Source organism: Pseudorhizobium halotolerans, assembly GCF_902153235.2.
Lineage (GTDB): Bacteria > Pseudomonadota > Alphaproteobacteria > Rhizobiales > Rhizobiaceae > Neorhizobium > Neorhizobium flavum.
Genome location: NZ_CABFWE030000008.1, coordinates 144935 through 161374 on the forward strand (window position 1 = coordinate 144935; position 16440 = coordinate 161374).

The following is a 16440-nucleotide window of genomic DNA, read 5'->3' on the forward strand; positions in this document are numbered from 1 at the left end:
CCACTGCGACAAGGTGACCGATCATGCTTCGATTGAGCCAACTCGGATTTTGTGCGCTGGCCTTCATCGCGCTTCAGCTTGCCATCGGCACCGGGCTTCGCGTCGGTGGCTGGACGGGGTTCTGGATGGCGGCGGTATCCATCTTCCTGCTGTTTCTGCTGGTCATCGAAGAGATGGCCGGGGTAGACCTCAAGAAATCGATGATATCGCAGCCGCAGGAAGAGCGACGAAGGCGGGAACGCAATCGCGACCGCTGGTGAGGTCGAACCCCTTTTCCTGTTTCCACTCAATGCCTTGCACGGCCGAAGACGGACCAGTCGGTCTTCTTCGACAGAAGCTCCAGCCCGAGCGTGCCGAGCCAGCTGTTGCCCATCGGATCGAGCGCCGGCGACCAGACGGCAATGGATGCCCGATGCGGCGCAATCGCCAGGATGCCACCGCCAACGCCCGACTTGGCGGGAAGGCCGACGCGATAGGCAAAATCTCCCGAGCCATCATACTGGCCGCAGAGCATCATCACCGCGAGGATGCGCCGTGCCCGGCGCGCGGCGGCGACCGTCACCTCGTCGCCATCGTCCGGATCATCCAACATCAGGAAGCAGCCGGCCTTGGCGAGCCCGCGGCAATCGAGCGTGATGGCGCATTGGTGGATATAGGCGTCCAGCACCTTTTCCACCGGGTGGTTCAGGTTGCCGTAGTGGCGCGCCATGTACATCAGCGAACGGTTGAGATCGCCGCCGGTTCGGTCGCTCTCCAGCACCGTCTTGTCGAAATCGATCGTCCGGTCCTCGAGCAGGTTTTCGAGGAGTTTCACCACGTGGCGGTTCGGCCCGGCATTGCCGCCAATGCCGACGAGGATGTCGCAGACCACCAGTGCGCCGGCATTGATGAAGGGATTGCGCGGAATGCCGCGGTCGCGCTCCAGGTCGATGATCGAGTTGAAGGGGTCGCCCGAAGGCTCGCGGCCCATGCGCTTCCAGAGCTTTTCGCCGACCGCCTCCAGTGCCACTTCCAATGCGAACACCTTGGAGATCGACTGGATGGGAAAGCCGACGCCGGCATTGCCGGCCGAGACGAGTTCGCCCATGCGGGTATAGACGGCGATGCCGAACTTCTCGAAATCGGCCTTCTTTGGCGACGGCTTGTCGTTCTCCTCCGCTTGCCTGACCGCCTTCTCGTAGATGCCGGGGGCGGCCTTGCGGACATCCTCCACCACCTCCTCGAGGATCGCCTTCAGCGCTTGGGTGTCCTGCAAGGGGTTGTTCATGCCGTGCCCGCCTTTCGTTTCCGGGCGGGCATTTAGGGCGGGGCTGGGGAGGGGGTAGTGTTTGACCTCAGTTCCGGGCGGCTTCACGCCGCCCGGGTTCGTCCCTGAACTATGGGCATTCAGGTAGGCTTAGTAGATTGTTCGGCTCATCGCCGTCACTCTCTGTTCTAAGATATTTGTTCCCGTACTTTGAGACGGCAACTTGAACCCATACTCGATCTCCTTGGGGTCGATCCACATAGAACTCCCATTCGTTTCGTTCTATCTTCCCAATGGCGTCTTCTAACGTCAGCTTCCATTGCTTTGTTACAAAGCCACCCACGTGAGTTATCGCGCGATATGGATCTAGTCTTGGATCTTTATTGATGCATTTGATCTGAGCCGTACTGGTCATGCTCTATATCCTCGTTTGGCCAAAGCAGTGGCTTGACGAGACTCATCCGGAGATTAAAAGTCAGCTTGTTCATATCGAGCCGCCCTTTGGCTTGGTTACAGGGGTGACGGTGAATCGCAACTTCGTCCGTCACCCCCATTGGCAGCTGATTCTTATTCAAAATCAACGAAGGCGGCAGAGCCAGCTTTGTTCATTAATTGTTCTCCACGTTTTCCACAGCCGATGCGTCGATCCACGAGAGCCATCAACCTTCTCATAAAATCACCGTGATAGGAATTTAATCCTTGACGGCGTCACGGTCGTCTGGTAGGGTGCAGGCATAGTCGAAGATCTGTAGCTGGCCGGCAGCCGGGTTGCAGAGCTTCCAGTCAAAGCTGGCCCGGCCCCCTGCGCCGGGCCTTTTTTCGTTCTGACGCCGGATGTCTTCTCGCCGGAGCCTTTTTCGGGCTCGCCGGGCGCCGGCGCGTGGCTGGAGATTTGCCGTGGATCATGCCGATCAACCCGACGCCTTCGATCCGCTGGCGGTGGACCTTGCGCTGTTTGGCTGCTGGGAGGCCGCACCCGCCTATCGCGACGCGCTGCCGGAAGGCGATGTGCTGGCCGAGGATGTGCGGGCACTGGTGCTTGAAACGAAGTCCGCGGAGGGGGTGCTGGTTTCCGCGGCCGAAGAGCTGCGGCGGCTTCTGAACGAGATGACCGTGGAGATGCGCGGCCAGTTCGACGCCTTCCGCAAGATGCGGATTGCGGCCGAGGGCCTGCTTGCCGGTGGCGACGAAACGGCGGGAAAGCTTGCCCGCGCCGACATCAAGGCGGCGACGGACGCCATGTCACTGATCGTCCGGACCTTGGAAAAGGTCGACAGCCTGCAGCGCCAGCTTGCCCGCGACCGCGAGGACGAGGCCGAGCGCGCGGCGGAGGCAAGCGGCTATGGGGAGGCGAAGGAACGCTTCATCCAGATGATCAAGGACCGTGCCGATGAAGATGCCTTCCGTCTTTACGAGGCCTGGAAGCGGGATGGCCCGCCAGCCTGGGTATCGGAGCGTCTCGGCGACCAAGCCAGACAGCCAGCGGACGATCAGGCTGCGAAACGAGAAGCTTTTGGGCAAAACGGTGAAGGTGTCGTCCGACATGGGCCGGGGCTTCGAGAGGATTATCGTGGCCCGGGAAACGGCGAAGCGCACGGCTGACCTGGGTGCGGCGCTCGTCGGATCGATGCACGACGATGCGAAGTCAGTGTCGCCTGAGACCTCTACTCCTGAAGGTGAGATGTCGCGGGAGACAAGAGAGCAGATTGTCTTCCCTAGCGGTTTGCAGGAGCTTAGCTCGGGCTACGCAGGGATACCCCCCTCTGCCCTGTCGGGCATCTCCCCCTCAAGGGGGGAGATCGAAGGACCGGGTGCGCCGCCTTTTCTCGCCTCCGGGAGCGAGGATCCGTACGAAGAGTTCCACATCGGGTTCGAACGCGAGTGGCGCTTTGCCGGTCGCCGCGAACAACGGCCGCCGCCGGGCGACTGGCGGACATGGCTGGTCATGGGCGGGCGCGGTTCGGGCAAGACGAGGGCCGGGGCGGAATGGGTGCAGGCGCTGATCTCTGCGGATGGGGACCGCTCGGAGCTTCGGATCGCGCTGGTGGCGGAAACGCTGGGCGAGGCGCGCGAGGTGATGGTGGACGGGGTTTCCGGCATCTGCCGGATCGCCCGCGGGCGCCACAGGCCCGAGTTCGAGATCTCGCGGCGGCGGATCGTCTGGCGCAACGGCGCGGTGGCGCAGATATTCTCCTCGGAAGACCCGGAAAGCCTGCGCGGGCCGCAGTTCCATTATGCCTGGTGCGACGAGCTGGCGAAGTGGAAGCATGCGGAGGAGACCTTCGACATGCTGCAGTTCGGCTTAAGGCTCGGCCGCGACCCGCGGCAACTGGTGACGACCACGCCGCGACCGGTGCCGCTCCTGAAGCGGCTGATGGCGGACGCCGGCACGCGGCTGGTGCGGATCGCGACCAGCGACAATGCAGGAAATCTGGCGCCCGGCTTCCTCGTCGAGCTGCAGAAGCGCTATGGCGGCACGAGGCTCGGGCGGCAGGAGATCGACGGCGAACTGATCGAGGACCGCGAGGACGCGCTGTGGAAGCGCGCCGAGATCGAGGCCTGCACGGTGAGCGTGACGGAGGCGCTGCGGCGCATCGTCGTGGCGGTCGATCCGCCCTCCGGTTCCGGCGAGCATTCCTGCTGCGGCATCGTCGTGGCGGGGCTGGATGCGGGCGGGCGGGCGGTGGTGCTGGCCGATTGTTCGGTAGAGGGCATGACGCCGGCCGGCTGGGCGAGGGCCGTGGCCAATACCTATCGGCGGTTTGCCGCCGACCGGATCGTCGCCGAGGTGAACCAGGGCGGAGAGATGGTGGCGGCAATGCTGAGAAGCGTCGACGTGTCCCTGCCGCTGACGCTGGTTCGGGCAACGCGTGGAAAATACCTGCGCGCCGAGCCGGTCGCGGCCCTCTACGAGCAGCGGCGGGTGGTGCATGCGGGGCGGTTCGTGGAACTGGAAGACCAGATGTGTGATTTCGGGCCGGAGGGCTTGTCCTCGGGCCGCTCGCCCGACCGGCTGGACGCGCTGGTCTGGGCGCTCACGGCTCTCCTGATCGAGGGGCAGGGAGAGCCGCGGGTGCGGGGAATCTAGATTATTCGGCTGCAGCCAAGCGCGGCTGTGGAGCCGCGTTTTCGCGCATCTGGCGCCATTCGGATTCAAGACGATCGAGAACGTGCTGGGGAATCGGCTGCTGCTTGGGCTGCGGGGCCGGGGCTTGCGGGTTCATCATCATGATCTCTCCATCTCAAAGGCCGACCAAAACGTCCTGTGGCGCCGTTGGTTCCACAAGATGAAGGAATTGTAAATCAGCGTCTAACCACTTCAAACGATTTAGTTTTTCTAAACCGATTGAAAGATCGCCGAATTTCTTCAACGGAGTTAACAGCCATGGTTTCCAGGGCCATCGACCGCCCGTCCTTCTTCGCCAGGGCGCGGCAGAAGCCGTTCCGCGGTCGCCTGATGCAGAGGCAGGTCGAGGGGCTCTCCGCCATCCTCGACGGCTGGTGCGCCCGCACCGGCGACGATGGCGCCGAGGCCGGCCGGCGGGAACTCGCCTATGTGCTGGCGACCGCCTTCCACGAGACGGCGGCGACCATGCAGCCGGTGCGCGAGACGCTGGCGCGGACGGATGCTGAGGCGATCCTCAGGCTGGACGCCGCCTTCGCCGCCGGGCGGCTGGGGTCGGTCAGGACGCCCTACTGGCGGCGCGACGGCGAGGGCAAGTGCTGGCTCGGCCGCGGCCTGGTGCAGCTGACCCATCGGCGAAACTACGAGGCGATGTCGGAAGTGACGGGGGTGGACCTCGTCGCCGATCCGGGCCGGGCGATGGAGATGGACGTGTCGGTGGCGATCCTGATCGAGGGCATGCGCCGCGGCAGCTTCACCGGCCACCGGCTGGACGACTATTTCGGGCCGGGCCGCGAGGATTGGCTGGGCGCGCGCAGGATCATCAACGGGCGCGACCGGGCCGACCTGGTGGCGGGGCATGCGCGGGAGTTCGCGCGGGCGCTGGGATGTTGATGTGCCCCTGACCCGGAACCTGATCTGCGGCCGCCTCGTTGCGTCCGCTGACGATGGTGAGGAATAGGCCGCATGTCGACTTGGCTCAGCGAGAATTACGGGGTGGTTTCGGCAGTGGCGAGCGTTGCGACGCTCGGCGTCTGGGTGGCCTATCTGCAGCTCTTCTACATGAGCTACCGCCACCAACTGCGGCCGAAGATCCTGATCACGCGCGGTGGCGGCCACAAGCTGTCCGCCCGCTGGATCCTGACCAACATGAGCCCGGAAATCGTCTTCATCCAGGGCCTGCTCGTCAGGCTCGGCTTCGATGACAGGGAGCTCTTCTGCTCATTGAGCGACGTCGAGAAGGTGGCGAGCGAGGAGCGCGACCCGCGCAGCGAGCTCTTCCAGGGGCCGCTGTCGGTGGGGGAATATCTTGATCTCGGGACCTTCGAGGATATAGCCCGGGCGGCCATGGACAGTTGCGGCGGGGCGGCTGAGATCGACGACCTGCGCGAACTGGGGCTGACGGCGGTCGGCATCTATCCCTGGAAGGACGGCATGGTGGCTGCGGAGCGGAACTTCACGGTGCGCCACGAGCACGGGCGGCGCGCACTGGTTTCCGACAAGCCGACCGCGCGGCAGATCCGCTCGCGGCGCGAATTGCGGCGGATCGAGCGGATCATGTGGGAAAAGGCGCAGGATTGAGCAGCTCGCGCTCCCGCTCCGTGTGAACGGCAGGGCGGCGGCGAGGCTTTGGCTAGCGACGGGGAAAGGACCGATATCATGAAATCTCCATTCAGGCTGCCGTGGGCGACTGCGGCGGGACGTGGGCGCATGGCCGAACCACCAGCTGTCGAGGCCAAGGCGGCGACGGCCTTCGCGCTGGTTGCTGGCGAGGGGATCGCCCACTGGTCCGGCCGCTCCTATGGCGGGCTGGCGCGGGCGGGCTTCATGAAGAACCCGGTGGCGCACCGGGCCGTGCGGCTGGTGGCCGAGGCGGCGGCTTCGGTGCCGTGGCTGGCCTACGAGGGCGAGGCGGAGGTGAGCGCGCACCCGGCGCTGGCGCTGCTTTCGCAGCCGAACGCGCGGCAGGCGGGGCCGGACTTTTTCGAGGCGCTTTACGGCCACCTGCTGCTCTCCGGCAATGCCTATGTGGAACCGCTGGTGCTGGGCGACACCCTGCGGGAACTGCATCTTTTGCGGCCGGACCGGATGAGTGTGGTGGAGGGCCGCGACGGCTGGATCACCGCCTATGACTACCGTGCCGGCCATGTGAGCCGTCGGCTGCCGGCGGAGAGCGAGGGGCGGCTTTCGCTCCTGCACCTGAAACTCTTCCATCCGCTCGACGACCACCTCGGCTTTCCGCCGCTGGCAGCGGCCGGTGCGGCACTCGACCTGCACAATGCGGCGGGCGAATGGAACAAGGCGCTGCTCGACAATTCCGCCCGGCCCTCAGGCGCGCTGGTCTACCAGCCGAAGGAGGGCGGCAATCTCTCCGCCGACCAGTACGAGCGGCTGAAGGCCGAACTGGAGAGCGGCTATGCCGGCGCGGTGAATGCCGGTCGGCCGCTGCTGCTCGAAGGAGGGCTGGACTGGAAGTCCATGGGCCTGTCGCCGAAGGACATGGATTTCATCGAGGCGAAGAACGCCGCCGCGCGAGATATCGCGCTGTCGCTCGGCGTGCCGCCGATGCTGATCGGCATTCCGGGCGACAATACCTATGCGAACTACCAGGAAGCCAACCGCGCCTTCTACCGGCTGACCGTGGTGCCGCTCCTGACGCGCACCGCCGCAAGCTTTTCCGCCTGGCTCTCGGAGGCCTATGGCGGGTCGATCAGGCTGGAGCCGGACCTCGACCGCATCGCGGGCTTGTCCGCAGAGCGGGATGCGCTCTGGGCAAGGGTCGGGGCTGCGGAGTTTCTGACCGAGGAGGAGAAGCGGCAGGCAGTGGGATATTGAGGGCGGTTGCGGGAACCGGAGAAGGGGCGTATGGTTGTAATACGGCGTATTACAAGCAGGAGCAGACCATGGCCGATAAACCCGCTCTGTCCGATCCCATCACCCTGCGGCTGCCGCTGGATATTTTAGAGGATGTCGAGAAGATTGCCGAGACTGCGGATCGTAGCCGGTCCTGGGTGATCGTGCGGGCGCTGAAATATTATCTCATGGCGGAGGGGGCGGAACTTCTGGAGATTGCCACCGCGCGTCAGGAGGTCCGAGAGGGCAAGGCCGTTGACATGGACGAGTTGCTGGATGAATTGGATGCCTTGACCGACACGGATGAACGCGCGCGGACAGACGCCGCATGAAGAAGATCCGCGTGTCGACCATGGCCGCGGACTACATCCGGTCGGAACGGGGCTATCTAACCAAGTTCAGCATTCCGGCGGCGCGCGAATTGAGCCGCAAGTTGCGCAATGCTCAGATGCTGCTGAGCCGGCATCCCGAGATGGGGAAGGTGAAGCCCGGCTCCGGTGGCGCACGGGTTCTTGTCGTCCCGCCATATGTGATCGAGTATGAGATCCACCCAGACGAGATCATGATTCTCGTTATCCGCCATGGACGACAAGAGGAACGCCATGAGGAAGACGCGGACAACTTTGAAGATTAGGCCTTGGCAGCCCATCCTGCTCGGCGGCATAAATCTGTGAAGATGCTCACCCAGTTTCTGAACAACCGGAATCGCTGCACGAACATCCCGGGCCAACCGATTCAAATGAATAGGCAATCGGATGCCGGAGCGGCGGGGCGGTGATCGCCGGCCGCTGGTCCATGCGTTCATCCTAATCAAGGAAGATTAACAATGGCTGACCTTGGCAACGAGGCTGGCGTCCTGGCGGCGAAGGCGGCCGGGGCGGCGGCGGGTGCGGGTGTGTCGCTCATCTACCTGTTGCCGAAGAGCCGGCGCGAGGCGGCGAGCCGCTTCTTCACCGGGCTCTGTTGCGGCCTGATCTTCGGCAAGCCGGCCGGGCTGTGGCTCTCCGACCGGATGGGGATCGCCGACGAGCTGACCGGACTGGAAATTTCACTTACCGGCTCGGCGGCAGCGAGCCTTCTCGCTTGGTGGGTGCTCGGCGCGCTCGTGCGTGTAGCGGAGCGATGGGGCAAGCGGGCGGGCTGATCCTCCGCCGGCTCTCGAACAGACAATCACGATTGCAGGAGACTTTCATGCACGCTGACCGCGGGCCCCGCACCCCCATGGGTGCACCCAAGCGCCCGATACTGCGCCCGAGTGCGCGGAAGTTCGCCAACCTGGAGCTGGCGGGTGTTTCCGGCGACGGGACGTTTTCCGGCTATGCCTCGGTGTTCGGCGAGGTCGATCTCGGCAAGGACAGGATCGAGCGCGGCGCCTTTGCCAATTCGCTCGTCGAGCGCGGCGCGGGCGGGGTGCGCATGCTCTACCAGCATGATCCGGCAGAACCGATTGGCGCCTGGACGGTGATCCGCGAGGATGCCCGCGGCCTTTACGTCGAGGGGCGGCTGGCGCCGGGCGTGGGACGCGCGGCGGAGGTGTTCTCGCTAATGAAATCCGGGGCGCTCGACGGACTGTCGATCGGCTTCCGGACGGTGAAGGCGCGGTCCGACCCGAAGAGCGGCGTGCGCCGCATCCTGGAGGCGGACCTTTGGGAGATCTCGGTGGTCACCTTTCCGATGCTGCCCTCGGCGCGCGTCTCCGACGTCAAGCATGCGCGGTTCTTCCGCGACCGGGAAACCGAGCTCGTCCGCCAGATGCGGCGGGCGGCGAAGATGATGTTGAAACCCAGCTTCAAAGGAAAAGCGACATGACGGACATGGCAAGGACGGCGCCCGAGGTGAAGGCTCCCGAAATCAAGGGCGTGCCGGAAACGGTGACGGCGGCCTTCGACGAGTTCATGGAGGCCTTCGAGGCCTTCAAGGACGTCAACGACCGCAGGCTCGGCGAGATCGAGCAGAAGCTTGTCGCCGACGTCGTGACGCGCGACAAGATGGACCGCATCAACCGGGCGATGGACGAGCAGAAGAAGGTGCTCGACCAGATGCTGCTGAAGAAGGCGCGCCCGGCACTGGGTTCCACCCAGGGCCGCGAGCTTTCGCCGGAGGCCGAGGAGCACAAGGCGGCCTTCGACGCCTATGTGCGCCGGGGCGACGAAGCGGGGCTGCGCGAGCTGGAGGCGAAGGCATTTTCCGCCACCGCCGGTGCTGATGGCGGCTACCTGGTGCCGCCGGAGACGGACAACGAGATCGGCCGGCGGATCTCCATCGCCTCGCCGATGCGGGCGCTCTCGACAGTGCGCACCGTCTCGTCCTCGGTGCTGAAGAAGCCCTTCGCGGCCTCCGGCCTGTCGACCGGCTGGGTGGCGGAGACGGCCGCGCGGCCGCAGACCAACACGCCGCAGCTTGCCGAACTGTCTTTCCCGACCATGGAGCTTTACGCCATGCCGGCGGCGACGCAGGCGCTGCTGGACGATGCGGCCGTCGACATCGAGGCGTGGATTGCCGGCGAGGTGGACATCGTCTTCGCCGAGCAGGAGGGGGACGCCTTCATCCGCGGCGACGGGGTGAACAAGCCGAAGGGTTTCCTCACTTATACGGCCGTGGCGGAGAGCACCTGGACCTGGGGCAATCTCGGTTATGTCGCGACGGGCGCGGCAGGGGCCTGGAAGACGACCGGCCCCTCCGACACGCTGGTGGACGCCATCTATGCGCTGAAGGCCGGGCACCGCCAGAACGGCACCTTCATGATGAACCGCAAGACGCAGGGCGACGTGCGCAAGTTCAAGGATGCCGACGGCAACTATCTCTGGCGGCCGCCGGCATCGGCCGGACAGCCGGCCTCGCTGATGGGCTTCCCGATTGCGGAAGCCGAGGAGATGCCGGATGTCGGCGCCAACGCCACGGCCGTCGCCTTCGGCGACTTCCGCTCCGGCTATCTCGTCGTCGACCGGGCAGGTGTCCGCATCCTGCGCGACCCTTATTCCGCCAAGCCCTACGTGCTGTTCTATACGACGAAGCGCGTCGGCGGCGGGGTGCAGAACTTCGAAGCGATCAAGCTGGTGAAGTTTGCGGCCAGCTGAGGGGGCTCAGGCAGCCCCCTCAGCAAGTTCGCCTCTCCAATCGGCTCTGCCTCTTGGGGCGAACTATCCTCTCCCACCAAGGGAGAGGAACCATTGCCGCGCCCTCGGCGCCTAACCTCTCCCTTGTGGGAGAGGTTACAAAATCGAAGGCTTAGCCGTAGGCTAAACTTCAGATTTTGTTGGTGAGGGGGCCATGGCGACGGAACTTCCCTAATCATTTTCGGACACCCCAATGACCTATGCCCAGACCACTCCGCCGATCGCGGAGCCGCTGACGCTTGCCGAGGTGAGGGCGCATCTGCGTCTTGATGACGCCGAGGAGGACGCGCTGCTCTCCTCGCTCATCGCCACGGCGCGCGAGCACCTGGAGCGCGAGACCGGGCTCTGCCTGATGGCGCAGGCCTGGCGGCTCTATCTCGACGACTGGCCGGCCGACGGCATCATCCGCATCGCGAAATCGCCGGTGCAAGCGATTCAGACGGTTACGGTTTTCGACACGGACGGCGCGCCGCTTCAAGTTCCACTTGAAGACCATCTTCTTGACGGGGCGGGCCGGCCGGCGCGGCTCTGGCTGCGCAACCCGTCCGCGCCGGGGCAGACGCTGAACGGTATCGAGATCGAGTTTTCCGCCGGCTTCGGCGAGGCCGGAACCGACGTGCCGGATACGCTGAAGCGAGCGATGCTGATCCATATCGGCCACATGTTCGCCTTCCGCGGCGTGGTCTCGCCCGACCAGCAGCCCGCAGGCATTCCCGCCGGCTACGAGCGGCTGATCGCGCCGTTTCGGATGCGGAGGCTCTGATGACCCACATCTTCGATCCGGGACGAATGACCGCGCGGCTGGTGCTCGAGGCGCCGGTGGAGATGCCCGACGGGCAGGGCGGCGCGGCGGTGACCTGGGAAGAAGTGCGCTCGCTCTGGGCGCGGGTGGAGCCCGTGCGGGTTTCGGAGCGGCAGGAGGCGGGGGCGGAAAGCGCCACCATCAGCCACCGCATCTGGATCTGGTTTTGCGAGGACGTCGTGGCGGGACAGCGGTTCCGGAAGGGTGCGCGGCTGTTCGCTGTCAAGCTGGTGCGCGATCCGCACGAGACGCGGCGCTTTCTCGTCTGCCATTGCGAGGAGGCAGCAGGATGAGCGCGGCCAATGCATTGCTGGCGGCGATCCATGCGCGGCTTTCCGCCGATCCCGAGCTTGTGGCGATGATCGGGCCGGACGGGATCCGCGACCGGCTGCTGCCGCGCCCGGTGCTGCCCGCGATCGTCATCGGCGAGATGGAGACGCGCGACTATTCCACCGCCACCGAGGCGGGAGAGGAGCATCGGCTAGCGCTGGAAGTCTGGTCTGAAGCGGCGGGACGACGAGAGGCCGAGGAAATTGCCGAACGGGTGCGGGTGCTGCTGCAGGATGCGGCGCTGATCCTGGCCGGCCACGTGCTGGTGAGCCTCACGCATGAGCGGACACGGACGCGCCGGCAGGCGAATGCGAAGCTGTTTGCGGCCGAACTGCGGTTCGGGGCGGTGACGGAGCCACTGGAGCCTGTTTCTCCCTAGCGGACTCTTACTCACAGGAAAGGAACCAAGATCATGGTGGCGCAGAAGGGCAAGGACCTGCTGCTGAAGATCAACGACGGCGGCAGCTATGTGACGGTGGCGGGCCTGAGGTCGCGGCGGCTGGCGTTCAATGCCGAGACAGTGGATGTGACGGATGCCGAAAGCGCCGGGCGCTGGCGCGAGCTTCTGGGCGGTGCCGGCGTTCAGCGCGCCTCGCTCACGGGGGCGGGCCTGTTCAAGGACCAGGCGAGCGACGCGCTGGTGCGCCAGGCCTTCTTTGCCGGCACGATCCTCTCCTGGCAGGTACTGATCCCGGATTTCGGCACGGTGACCGGGCCGTTCCAGATCACGGCGCTGGAATATTCCGGCGAGCACAATGGCGAGCTGCGCTTCGAACTGGCGCTGGAATCGGCCGGCCAATTAAGTTTTGGGGCGCTCTGATGGGTGCGGGCGCAAGGGCGAACAGCAGGCGCGGGGAGGTGGAGGCGGTGATCGACGGCGAGCGGCGTGTGCTCTGCCTGACGCTCGGCAGCCTGGCGGAACTGGAAACGGCCTTCGGCGCCGGCGATCTCGGCGGGCTTGCCGAACGCTTCTCCTCGGGTCGGATGAAGGCGGCCGACATGATCCGCATCCTGGGCGCCGGCCTCAGGGGCGCCGGCAACCTCTATTCCGACGAGGAGGTGGCGGCGATGAGCGTGGAAGGCGGTATTGCCGGCTGCGCAAGGGTCGTCGGCGAACTGCTGGTGGCGACGTTCGGTGGCCCGCAGGAGGCAGCCTCCGCGGACCCTTGAGCGCCGCAGCCGGCGGGCGGGATGCCGAACCGTTTCCCTGGGAAGCGGTGATGCATGCCGGGTTCTGCCTGCTGCGGCTTTCTCCGGACATGTTCTGGCGCCTGACGCCGGTGGAGTTTTTCGCCATGACCGGTGGGCTGCGGCCGAGGCGGCCGGAGATGGCGCGGGACGGGCTGGAGGGGTTGATGAGGCGGTTTCCGGATGGGGCGACGTGTGAACGGGGTGATGACGTGGGAGCTGAGGCTGGAGGTTGAGGCCGACGTCTTCCTTCGGCCCTTAGGCGACATTCGGAATCCAGGGGGATGAGAGATCAATCTGAGGTGGGCGAGCCTTCCTCAAATCCTGTGCGCTCATGGCTGACTACTTCCCAGGCAAGCCGGTGAGACAGCCAGATTTCCTGCGTCGGGCAAAGCTGATCAGGGTCGTCCAGACTTGCGAGGGAGATATCAATCATCTCTTCGCCACGTTCGTGGAACGTCAGGCAGGTCCCGCAGGCTCCGCAATGTTGGCGTTGGACCCCCGGCGAAGACGTGTAGGCGGTCATCGCCCCTTTAATAATCCTGAAGTCACCCAATGCATAACTGGCCCAGGCGACCGATGGCGCTCCGGCAGATCTTCTGCAACTCCCACAGTGACAGATCGAGACCGACACTGGCTCGCCAACGGCGGCATAGCGAACATTGCCACATAGACATCCGCCGAGCCTGGGGGCCATCGCCTCTCTCCCTCCACTTTCTAACTGCGCAAATTATGCGGATGATCTGGGTTCATCGCAATCATTATAAGGGGAGCGAACGTCCGGTGTTGGCGCGATCTTGCCAGGACGTCTTCCGGCCCAAAGCGGACCCAGTGACCGAGAAGGTAGGGCAGTCTGCCGCCCGCATCTCGGTCATTGAGGTCGATAACGAAGTACTATTCCGCTTCGGACCAGTGAGGATACGTCACATAGGCGGTAAGCGCGCCTTCTGCGTGGGAGCGGATGACGACCGCGTTGCCCTTTGGCATGTAGATGATCTCGCCGGGACCCGCGGTCAGAGTCTCGCCATTGGCTTCGACCGAAACCCTTCCCTCCAGGACCACCATGACGTCGTCGACGACGATATTGGTCTCCATGACCTGGTCGGGGCCATACTTTCCATACCCGACCGTGACCGGCCCCCCCTGCCGCTGATCCGCCAGGTTCGCGGCGAAGATGTCGGCGTCCTGCCCAGGCGAGCGTTCGAATATGGCATCAGCCGGTTCAAATCTGAGGACTTTCATGTCTTCCCTTTCTAAGTTCCGGTGCAGTCAGATGGGGCAAATCGTTCGAGACCGGTGCCGCCTGCGATGATGGCGGCGAACGTGGCGGTGGCGTCGGCGGACGAGCTCCTGCCAATGACGACATCTGCCGCCAGACATTCCCCAGCAGCAACGAAGGCTCGGCATCGCCTCTCGAGTTCGGAGGGAGCGAGGGCGACATGCGGACGGAGGACGGCGATGAACATCCGAACGCTGTTCTCAAGCAGATCGGCGAAGACCGAGGCTTTTTCCGGCGTTCCGCCGAGGGCCGCGCCGACCGCTTGAAACTCGCCGGTGACGTCGCTCGCGCAATCGATATAGGCCCGCGCCAGTTCCTCGACCGTTGCGCGAGTGCCAATCTTGCTGCCCGCCATGCGTTCGCGAAAGGCATCGATTTTCTCGATGTCGATCCAGCGATAGAGTTCAAGCAGGAGATCGATCCGCCTGCGGAAGTGATCATAGGCGACAGGCTTCGAGACACCTGCACGCTCGGCGAGGCGCGCAAGGGTGAGTCCGTCTGTTCCCTCTTCGCCGACCATGCCTCGTGCGATTTCGAGGAGTTGCCGATGCCGGGCCTCGTAGGAAAGGCGCTCGGCTCGGGTCGGTGTAACAGGTCTCTTCGCAGCCATATCGAAGAAACCTACCAAAGGTAACTTCGTTCCCGTTTATGTTACGGTGTCCGCTCCGTCTCCGGGCAGTGGGAGCCCGGATTGTCCAGTTCTCGGACATCAGGGACGGCTTCCCCATCCAGCGGATAGCGACCTCCTTCCGGCTCGCGCCACCGGTACTCGAAACGAGTAAGGACGTCCCGGCAGCCGGACCGCCCCGCCGTCCACGAAAGGTAATCCGAATGGAAGACGATGACATTTCGCTTGCCTATTCCCTGGGCGAGGCGGAGGAGCTTTCGCGCGTGATGGCGGATCTGGAGGCGCGGTCGCAGCGGTTCGGGGCGGCGCTGACGGGAGCTTTATGGGTCTTTGACTTGGTCAAGCGCATGCTTGATGGCGGTGGCACAGCGGCCCGGATGTTCCCAGTGCGGATAGTGGCCGAGCCCGTCCAACTCATGGATCTCGGCATCCGGCATGCGCTTGCGGACCTCGGCCAGCATGTGAGCGCCCGACACCGGATCCGCCGGTCCCCATACGAACGCGCTTCGGCTGGCGGCTGCCTCCATCGCTGATTCCCACGTCGCGCCGTGGCGGCGACGGTCGTCGATATAGTGGAGCAACTGAGGCAGGCGGGCGAGACCGTCGGCATGCGCGATCTCCCGCCAGTGCGCCTCGGCGTCCGCCTCGCTCCAGGCATCGTGCTCACCGGCCATCGCGTTCAGGGCGTTCCGGAGCGATGCAGACGTCATCCGGCGCGCGACGATGGGACCAAGCATGGGCGTGCGCAGTATTCGCTGGATCAGCCGCTGCCGGTGCAGGCGAGCGTAGACGCCGCCGTTGAGGTACACGATTCGATCGATGCAGAACGGTATCGCACCTTTCGCTTCCCGCGTCAGCAGCTCTTGGGCGAGCGTAACAGCATAGTCGTGCGCCACCACGCGTACACGCTCGATCCCGAGCTGCTCAAGCAAGGTCGAGATCAGATCGGCCTGGAGCGGATAGCTGTAGCGGATGTTGGGCTTCTCCGACCGGCCGAACCCGAGAAGGTCGGGTGCTATCGCGCGATCCTCGTCAAGGTGCGGCAGAATATGCGTCCAATCAAGCGAACTGGTCGGGAAGCCGTGGAGGAAAAGGATAGCCGACGCGTTGGCGGCGCCTTGCTCCCGCATAAACAGGGAGTAGCTTCCGCCTTTGGTCTCAAGGGTGAGCCGTCGCGTGGACCCGCTCTGATTATCGCTCATCATGAGAGGTTAGCACCTATGCCAGCTATAACAAGCGGTAGGCGATGACGGACAGAACAGAGAGCTGCGGCCAGATTACGCCTGCGTCCACGAAAGGTAAACCCAATGGAAGACGATGACATTTCGCTTGCCGATACCATCGGCGAGGCGGAGGAGCTTTCGCGCGTGATGGCGGATCTGGAGGCGCGGTCGCAGCGGTTCGGGGCGGCGCTCACGGGGGCTTTGCGCTCTGCGACGGTCGGCGGCAAGGGGCTCGAGGATGTGCTGCGCGGGCTCGGAAACCGGCTGACGGACATTGCGCTCTCGGCGGCGCTGAAGCCGCTCGAAGGGGCGCTCGGCAATGCGATCGGCGGGTTCATGGGGTCCGTGGTGCCGTTTGCGGACGGCGGCGTGGTGCGCAGCCCCAGCTTCTTTCCGATGGGCGGCGATCTCGGCCTGATGGGCGAGGCGGGGGCGGAGGCGATCCTGCCGCTGAGGCGCGGGCTGGATGGCGTCCTGGGCGTCGCGGCGGGCGGTGGCGGGGGGACGACACAGATCGTCTTCAACGTGACCGCCACGGATGCCGCGAGCTTCCGCAAGAGCGAGGGGCAGATCGCCGCCATGCTGGCAAGAAGCGTCGGGCGCGGGCAGCGCGGCCTGTAGCGGGGCAGGGCGAGAGCGATCTTTCGGCTG

General features: G+C 64.9%; 25 protein-coding genes. 18 read left to right on the forward strand and 7 right to left on the reverse strand.

All coding sequences use genetic code 11. The features are described 5' to 3' along the window. Positions 1 to 23 precede the first annotated feature (23 nt). A complete protein-coding gene (locus FN060_RS14805) occupies positions 24 to 260 on the forward strand; it encodes a hypothetical protein (RefSeq protein WP_077547744.1) in 237 nt (78 codons plus the stop codon). Between the two features lie 26 nt (positions 261 to 286). On the opposite strand, the gene glsA is transcribed toward FN060_RS14805, so the two are convergent. Then, positions 287 to 1267 carry a glutaminase A gene (gene glsA, locus FN060_RS14810; protein ID WP_142588769.1) on the reverse strand — a complete coding sequence of 327 codons (981 nt, stop codon included), beginning with the start codon at positions 1265 to 1267 and terminating at the stop codon, positions 287 to 289. A 109-nt stretch (positions 1268 to 1376) separates the two neighbouring features. Next, positions 1377 to 1661, reverse strand: coding sequence for a DUF3892 domain-containing protein (locus FN060_RS14815; RefSeq protein WP_142588770.1), 285 nt, complete (start codon positions 1659 to 1661; stop codon positions 1377 to 1379). Positions 1662 to 2143: 482 nt separating this feature from the next. Here FN060_RS14815 and FN060_RS14820 point away from each other — a divergent pair, with 482 nt between their 5' ends. After that, positions 2144 to 2848 (forward strand): hypothetical protein, encoded by a 705-nt coding sequence (locus FN060_RS14820; RefSeq protein WP_183949925.1) that lies wholly within the window; start codon positions 2144 to 2146, stop codon positions 2846 to 2848. Further along, on the forward strand, positions 2817 to 4334 hold the full coding sequence (locus FN060_RS14825; RefSeq protein ID WP_244665818.1) for a DNA-packaging protein: 1518 nt from the start codon (positions 2817 to 2819) through the stop codon (positions 4332 to 4334). The genes FN060_RS14820 and FN060_RS14825 overlap by 32 nt, the downstream gene beginning before the upstream one ends. 1 nt (position 4335) lies before the next feature. On the opposite strand, the gene FN060_RS14830 is transcribed toward FN060_RS14825, so the two are convergent. Next, positions 4336 to 4476, reverse strand: a complete 141-nt coding sequence (locus FN060_RS14830; protein ID WP_172972334.1) for a hypothetical protein — start codon at positions 4474 to 4476, stop codon at positions 4336 to 4338. Between the two features lie 155 nt (positions 4477 to 4631). Between FN060_RS14830 and FN060_RS14835 the strand changes: the two genes are divergently transcribed. From FN060_RS14835 to FN060_RS14900, 14 genes are all read left to right on the forward strand, one after another. Next, complete coding sequence (locus FN060_RS14835) at positions 4632 to 5264, forward strand: hypothetical protein (RefSeq protein ID WP_142588771.1); 633 nt, start codon at positions 4632 to 4634, stop codon at positions 5262 to 5264. Between the two features lie 72 nt (positions 5265 to 5336). Next, positions 5337 to 5951, forward strand: a complete 615-nt coding sequence (locus tag FN060_RS14840) for a hypothetical protein (protein ID WP_142588772.1) — start codon at positions 5337 to 5339, stop codon at positions 5949 to 5951. 78 nt (positions 5952 to 6029) lie between these two features. Then, entirely contained in the window at positions 6030 to 7205 is a 1176-nt protein-coding gene (locus FN060_RS14845; protein WP_142588773.1) for a phage portal protein, read from the forward strand. Between the two features lie 68 nt (positions 7206 to 7273). Then, positions 7274 to 7555: a CopG family ribbon-helix-helix protein gene (locus FN060_RS14850; RefSeq protein ID WP_142588774.1), complete on the forward strand. Its 282-nt coding sequence runs from the start codon at positions 7274 to 7276 to the stop codon at positions 7553 to 7555. Then, complete coding sequence (locus FN060_RS14855) at positions 7552 to 7857, forward strand: type II toxin-antitoxin system RelE/ParE family toxin (RefSeq protein WP_142588775.1); 306 nt, start codon at positions 7552 to 7554, stop codon at positions 7855 to 7857. The genes FN060_RS14850 and FN060_RS14855 overlap by 4 nt, the downstream gene beginning before the upstream one ends. 192 nt (positions 7858 to 8049) lie before the next feature. After that, positions 8050 to 8367: a DUF6107 family protein gene (locus FN060_RS14860; protein WP_077547752.1), complete on the forward strand. Its 318-nt coding sequence runs from the start codon at positions 8050 to 8052 to the stop codon at positions 8365 to 8367. 47 nt (positions 8368 to 8414) lie between these two features. Continuing rightward, positions 8415 to 9032 carry an HK97 family phage prohead protease gene (locus FN060_RS14865; RefSeq protein WP_183949927.1) on the forward strand — a complete coding sequence of 206 codons (618 nt, stop codon included), beginning with the start codon at positions 8415 to 8417 and terminating at the stop codon, positions 9030 to 9032. Then, positions 9029 to 10300, forward strand: a complete 1272-nt coding sequence (locus FN060_RS14870; RefSeq protein WP_142588776.1) for a phage major capsid protein — start codon at positions 9029 to 9031, stop codon at positions 10298 to 10300. Before FN060_RS14865 ends, FN060_RS14870 begins: the two co-directional genes overlap by 4 nt. Before the next feature lie 232 nt (positions 10301 to 10532). Continuing rightward, a complete protein-coding gene (locus FN060_RS14875; RefSeq protein WP_142588777.1) occupies positions 10533 to 11102 on the forward strand; it encodes a head-tail connector protein in 570 nt (189 codons plus the stop codon). Continuing rightward, the gene (locus tag FN060_RS14880; RefSeq protein ID WP_142588778.1) at positions 11102 to 11434 is read left to right on the forward strand and encodes a phage head closure protein; all 333 of its coding nucleotides are present in this window, start codon (positions 11102 to 11104) and stop codon (positions 11432 to 11434) included. Before FN060_RS14875 ends, FN060_RS14880 begins: the two co-directional genes overlap by 1 nt. Next, entirely contained in the window at positions 11431 to 11850 is a 420-nt protein-coding gene (locus FN060_RS14885; protein WP_142588779.1) for a DUF3168 domain-containing protein, read from the forward strand. Before FN060_RS14880 ends, FN060_RS14885 begins: the two co-directional genes overlap by 4 nt. A gap of 33 nt (positions 11851 to 11883) precedes the next feature. Further along, on the forward strand, positions 11884 to 12291 hold the full coding sequence (locus tag FN060_RS14890) for a phage major tail protein, TP901-1 family (RefSeq protein WP_142588780.1): 408 nt from the start codon (positions 11884 to 11886) through the stop codon (positions 12289 to 12291). Further along, positions 12291 to 12641: a gene transfer agent family protein gene (locus tag FN060_RS14895; RefSeq protein WP_142588781.1), complete on the forward strand. Its 351-nt coding sequence runs from the start codon at positions 12291 to 12293 to the stop codon at positions 12639 to 12641. Before FN060_RS14890 ends, FN060_RS14895 begins: the two co-directional genes overlap by 1 nt. Further along, positions 12638 to 12895, forward strand: coding sequence for a rcc01693 family protein (locus FN060_RS14900; RefSeq protein ID WP_142588782.1), 258 nt, complete (start codon positions 12638 to 12640; stop codon positions 12893 to 12895). The genes FN060_RS14895 and FN060_RS14900 overlap by 4 nt, the downstream gene beginning before the upstream one ends. 56 nt (positions 12896 to 12951) lie before the next feature. On the opposite strand, the gene FN060_RS14905 is transcribed toward FN060_RS14900, so the two are convergent. From FN060_RS14905 to FN060_RS14920, 4 genes are all read right to left on the reverse strand, one after another. Beyond that, positions 12952 to 13356, reverse strand: coding sequence for a GFA family protein (locus FN060_RS14905; RefSeq protein WP_142588783.1), 405 nt, complete (start codon positions 13354 to 13356; stop codon positions 12952 to 12954). Positions 13357 to 13553: 197 nt separating this feature from the next. After that, on the reverse strand, positions 13554 to 13901 hold the full coding sequence (locus FN060_RS14910; protein ID WP_142588784.1) for a cupin domain-containing protein: 348 nt from the start codon (positions 13899 to 13901) through the stop codon (positions 13554 to 13556). 11 nt (positions 13902 to 13912) lie between these two features. Then, positions 13913 to 14548: a TetR/AcrR family transcriptional regulator gene (locus FN060_RS14915; RefSeq protein WP_142588785.1), complete on the reverse strand. Its 636-nt coding sequence runs from the start codon at positions 14546 to 14548 to the stop codon at positions 13913 to 13915. 338 nt (positions 14549 to 14886) lie between these two features. Next, positions 14887 to 15768, reverse strand: coding sequence for an alpha/beta fold hydrolase (locus FN060_RS14920; RefSeq protein WP_183949930.1), 882 nt, complete (start codon positions 15766 to 15768; stop codon positions 14887 to 14889). A 105-nt stretch (positions 15769 to 15873) separates the two neighbouring features. Here FN060_RS14920 and FN060_RS14925 point away from each other — a divergent pair, with 105 nt between their 5' ends. Further along, positions 15874 to 16410 (forward strand): phage tail tape measure protein, encoded by a 537-nt coding sequence (locus FN060_RS14925; RefSeq protein ID WP_142588787.1) that lies wholly within the window; start codon positions 15874 to 15876, stop codon positions 16408 to 16410. Positions 16411 to 16440 lie beyond the last annotated feature (30 nt).

Excerpts from the sequence above, each read along its gene's own strand:
- FN060_RS14805 (WP_077547744.1), top strand. The coding sequence starts at position 24 with ATGCTTCGATTGAGCCAACTCGGATTTTGTGCGCTGGCCTTCATCGCG.
- glsA (WP_142588769.1), bottom strand. The coding sequence starts at position 1,267 with ATGAACAACCCCTTGCAGGACACCCAAGCGCTGAAGGCGATCCTCGAG.
- FN060_RS14815 (WP_142588770.1), bottom strand. The coding sequence starts at position 1,661 with ATGACCAGTACGGCTCAGATCAAATGCATCAATAAAGATCCAAGACTA.
- FN060_RS14830 (WP_172972334.1), bottom strand. The coding sequence starts at position 4,476 with ATGATGATGAACCCGCAAGCCCCGGCCCCGCAGCCCAAGCAGCAGCCG.
- FN060_RS14835 (WP_142588771.1), top strand. The coding sequence starts at position 4,632 with ATGGTTTCCAGGGCCATCGACCGCCCGTCCTTCTTCGCCAGGGCGCGG.
- FN060_RS14840 (WP_142588772.1), top strand. The coding sequence starts at position 5,337 with ATGTCGACTTGGCTCAGCGAGAATTACGGGGTGGTTTCGGCAGTGGCG.
- FN060_RS14845 (WP_142588773.1), top strand. The coding sequence starts at position 6,030 with ATGAAATCTCCATTCAGGCTGCCGTGGGCGACTGCGGCGGGACGTGGG.
- FN060_RS14850 (WP_142588774.1), top strand. The coding sequence starts at position 7,274 with ATGGCCGATAAACCCGCTCTGTCCGATCCCATCACCCTGCGGCTGCCG.
- FN060_RS14855 (WP_142588775.1), top strand. The coding sequence starts at position 7,552 with ATGAAGAAGATCCGCGTGTCGACCATGGCCGCGGACTACATCCGGTCG.
- FN060_RS14860 (WP_077547752.1), top strand. The coding sequence starts at position 8,050 with ATGGCTGACCTTGGCAACGAGGCTGGCGTCCTGGCGGCGAAGGCGGCC.
- FN060_RS14865 (WP_183949927.1), top strand. The coding sequence starts at position 8,415 with ATGCACGCTGACCGCGGGCCCCGCACCCCCATGGGTGCACCCAAGCGC.
- FN060_RS14870 (WP_142588776.1), top strand. The coding sequence starts at position 9,029 with ATGACGGACATGGCAAGGACGGCGCCCGAGGTGAAGGCTCCCGAAATC.
- FN060_RS14875 (WP_142588777.1), top strand. The coding sequence starts at position 10,533 with ATGACCTATGCCCAGACCACTCCGCCGATCGCGGAGCCGCTGACGCTT.
- FN060_RS14880 (WP_142588778.1), top strand. The coding sequence starts at position 11,102 with ATGACCCACATCTTCGATCCGGGACGAATGACCGCGCGGCTGGTGCTC.
- FN060_RS14885 (WP_142588779.1), top strand. The coding sequence starts at position 11,431 with ATGAGCGCGGCCAATGCATTGCTGGCGGCGATCCATGCGCGGCTTTCC.
- FN060_RS14890 (WP_142588780.1), top strand. The coding sequence starts at position 11,884 with ATGGTGGCGCAGAAGGGCAAGGACCTGCTGCTGAAGATCAACGACGGC.
- FN060_RS14895 (WP_142588781.1), top strand. The coding sequence starts at position 12,291 with ATGGGTGCGGGCGCAAGGGCGAACAGCAGGCGCGGGGAGGTGGAGGCG.
- FN060_RS14905 (WP_142588783.1), bottom strand. The coding sequence starts at position 13,356 with ATGGCCCCCAGGCTCGGCGGATGTCTATGTGGCAATGTTCGCTATGCC.
- FN060_RS14910 (WP_142588784.1), bottom strand. The coding sequence starts at position 13,901 with ATGAAAGTCCTCAGATTTGAACCGGCTGATGCCATATTCGAACGCTCG.
- FN060_RS14915 (WP_142588785.1), bottom strand. The coding sequence starts at position 14,548 with ATGGCTGCGAAGAGACCTGTTACACCGACCCGAGCCGAGCGCCTTTCC.
- FN060_RS14920 (WP_183949930.1), bottom strand. The coding sequence starts at position 15,768 with ATGAGCGATAATCAGAGCGGGTCCACGCGACGGCTCACCCTTGAGACC.
- FN060_RS14925 (WP_142588787.1), top strand. The coding sequence starts at position 15,874 with ATGGAAGACGATGACATTTCGCTTGCCGATACCATCGGCGAGGCGGAG.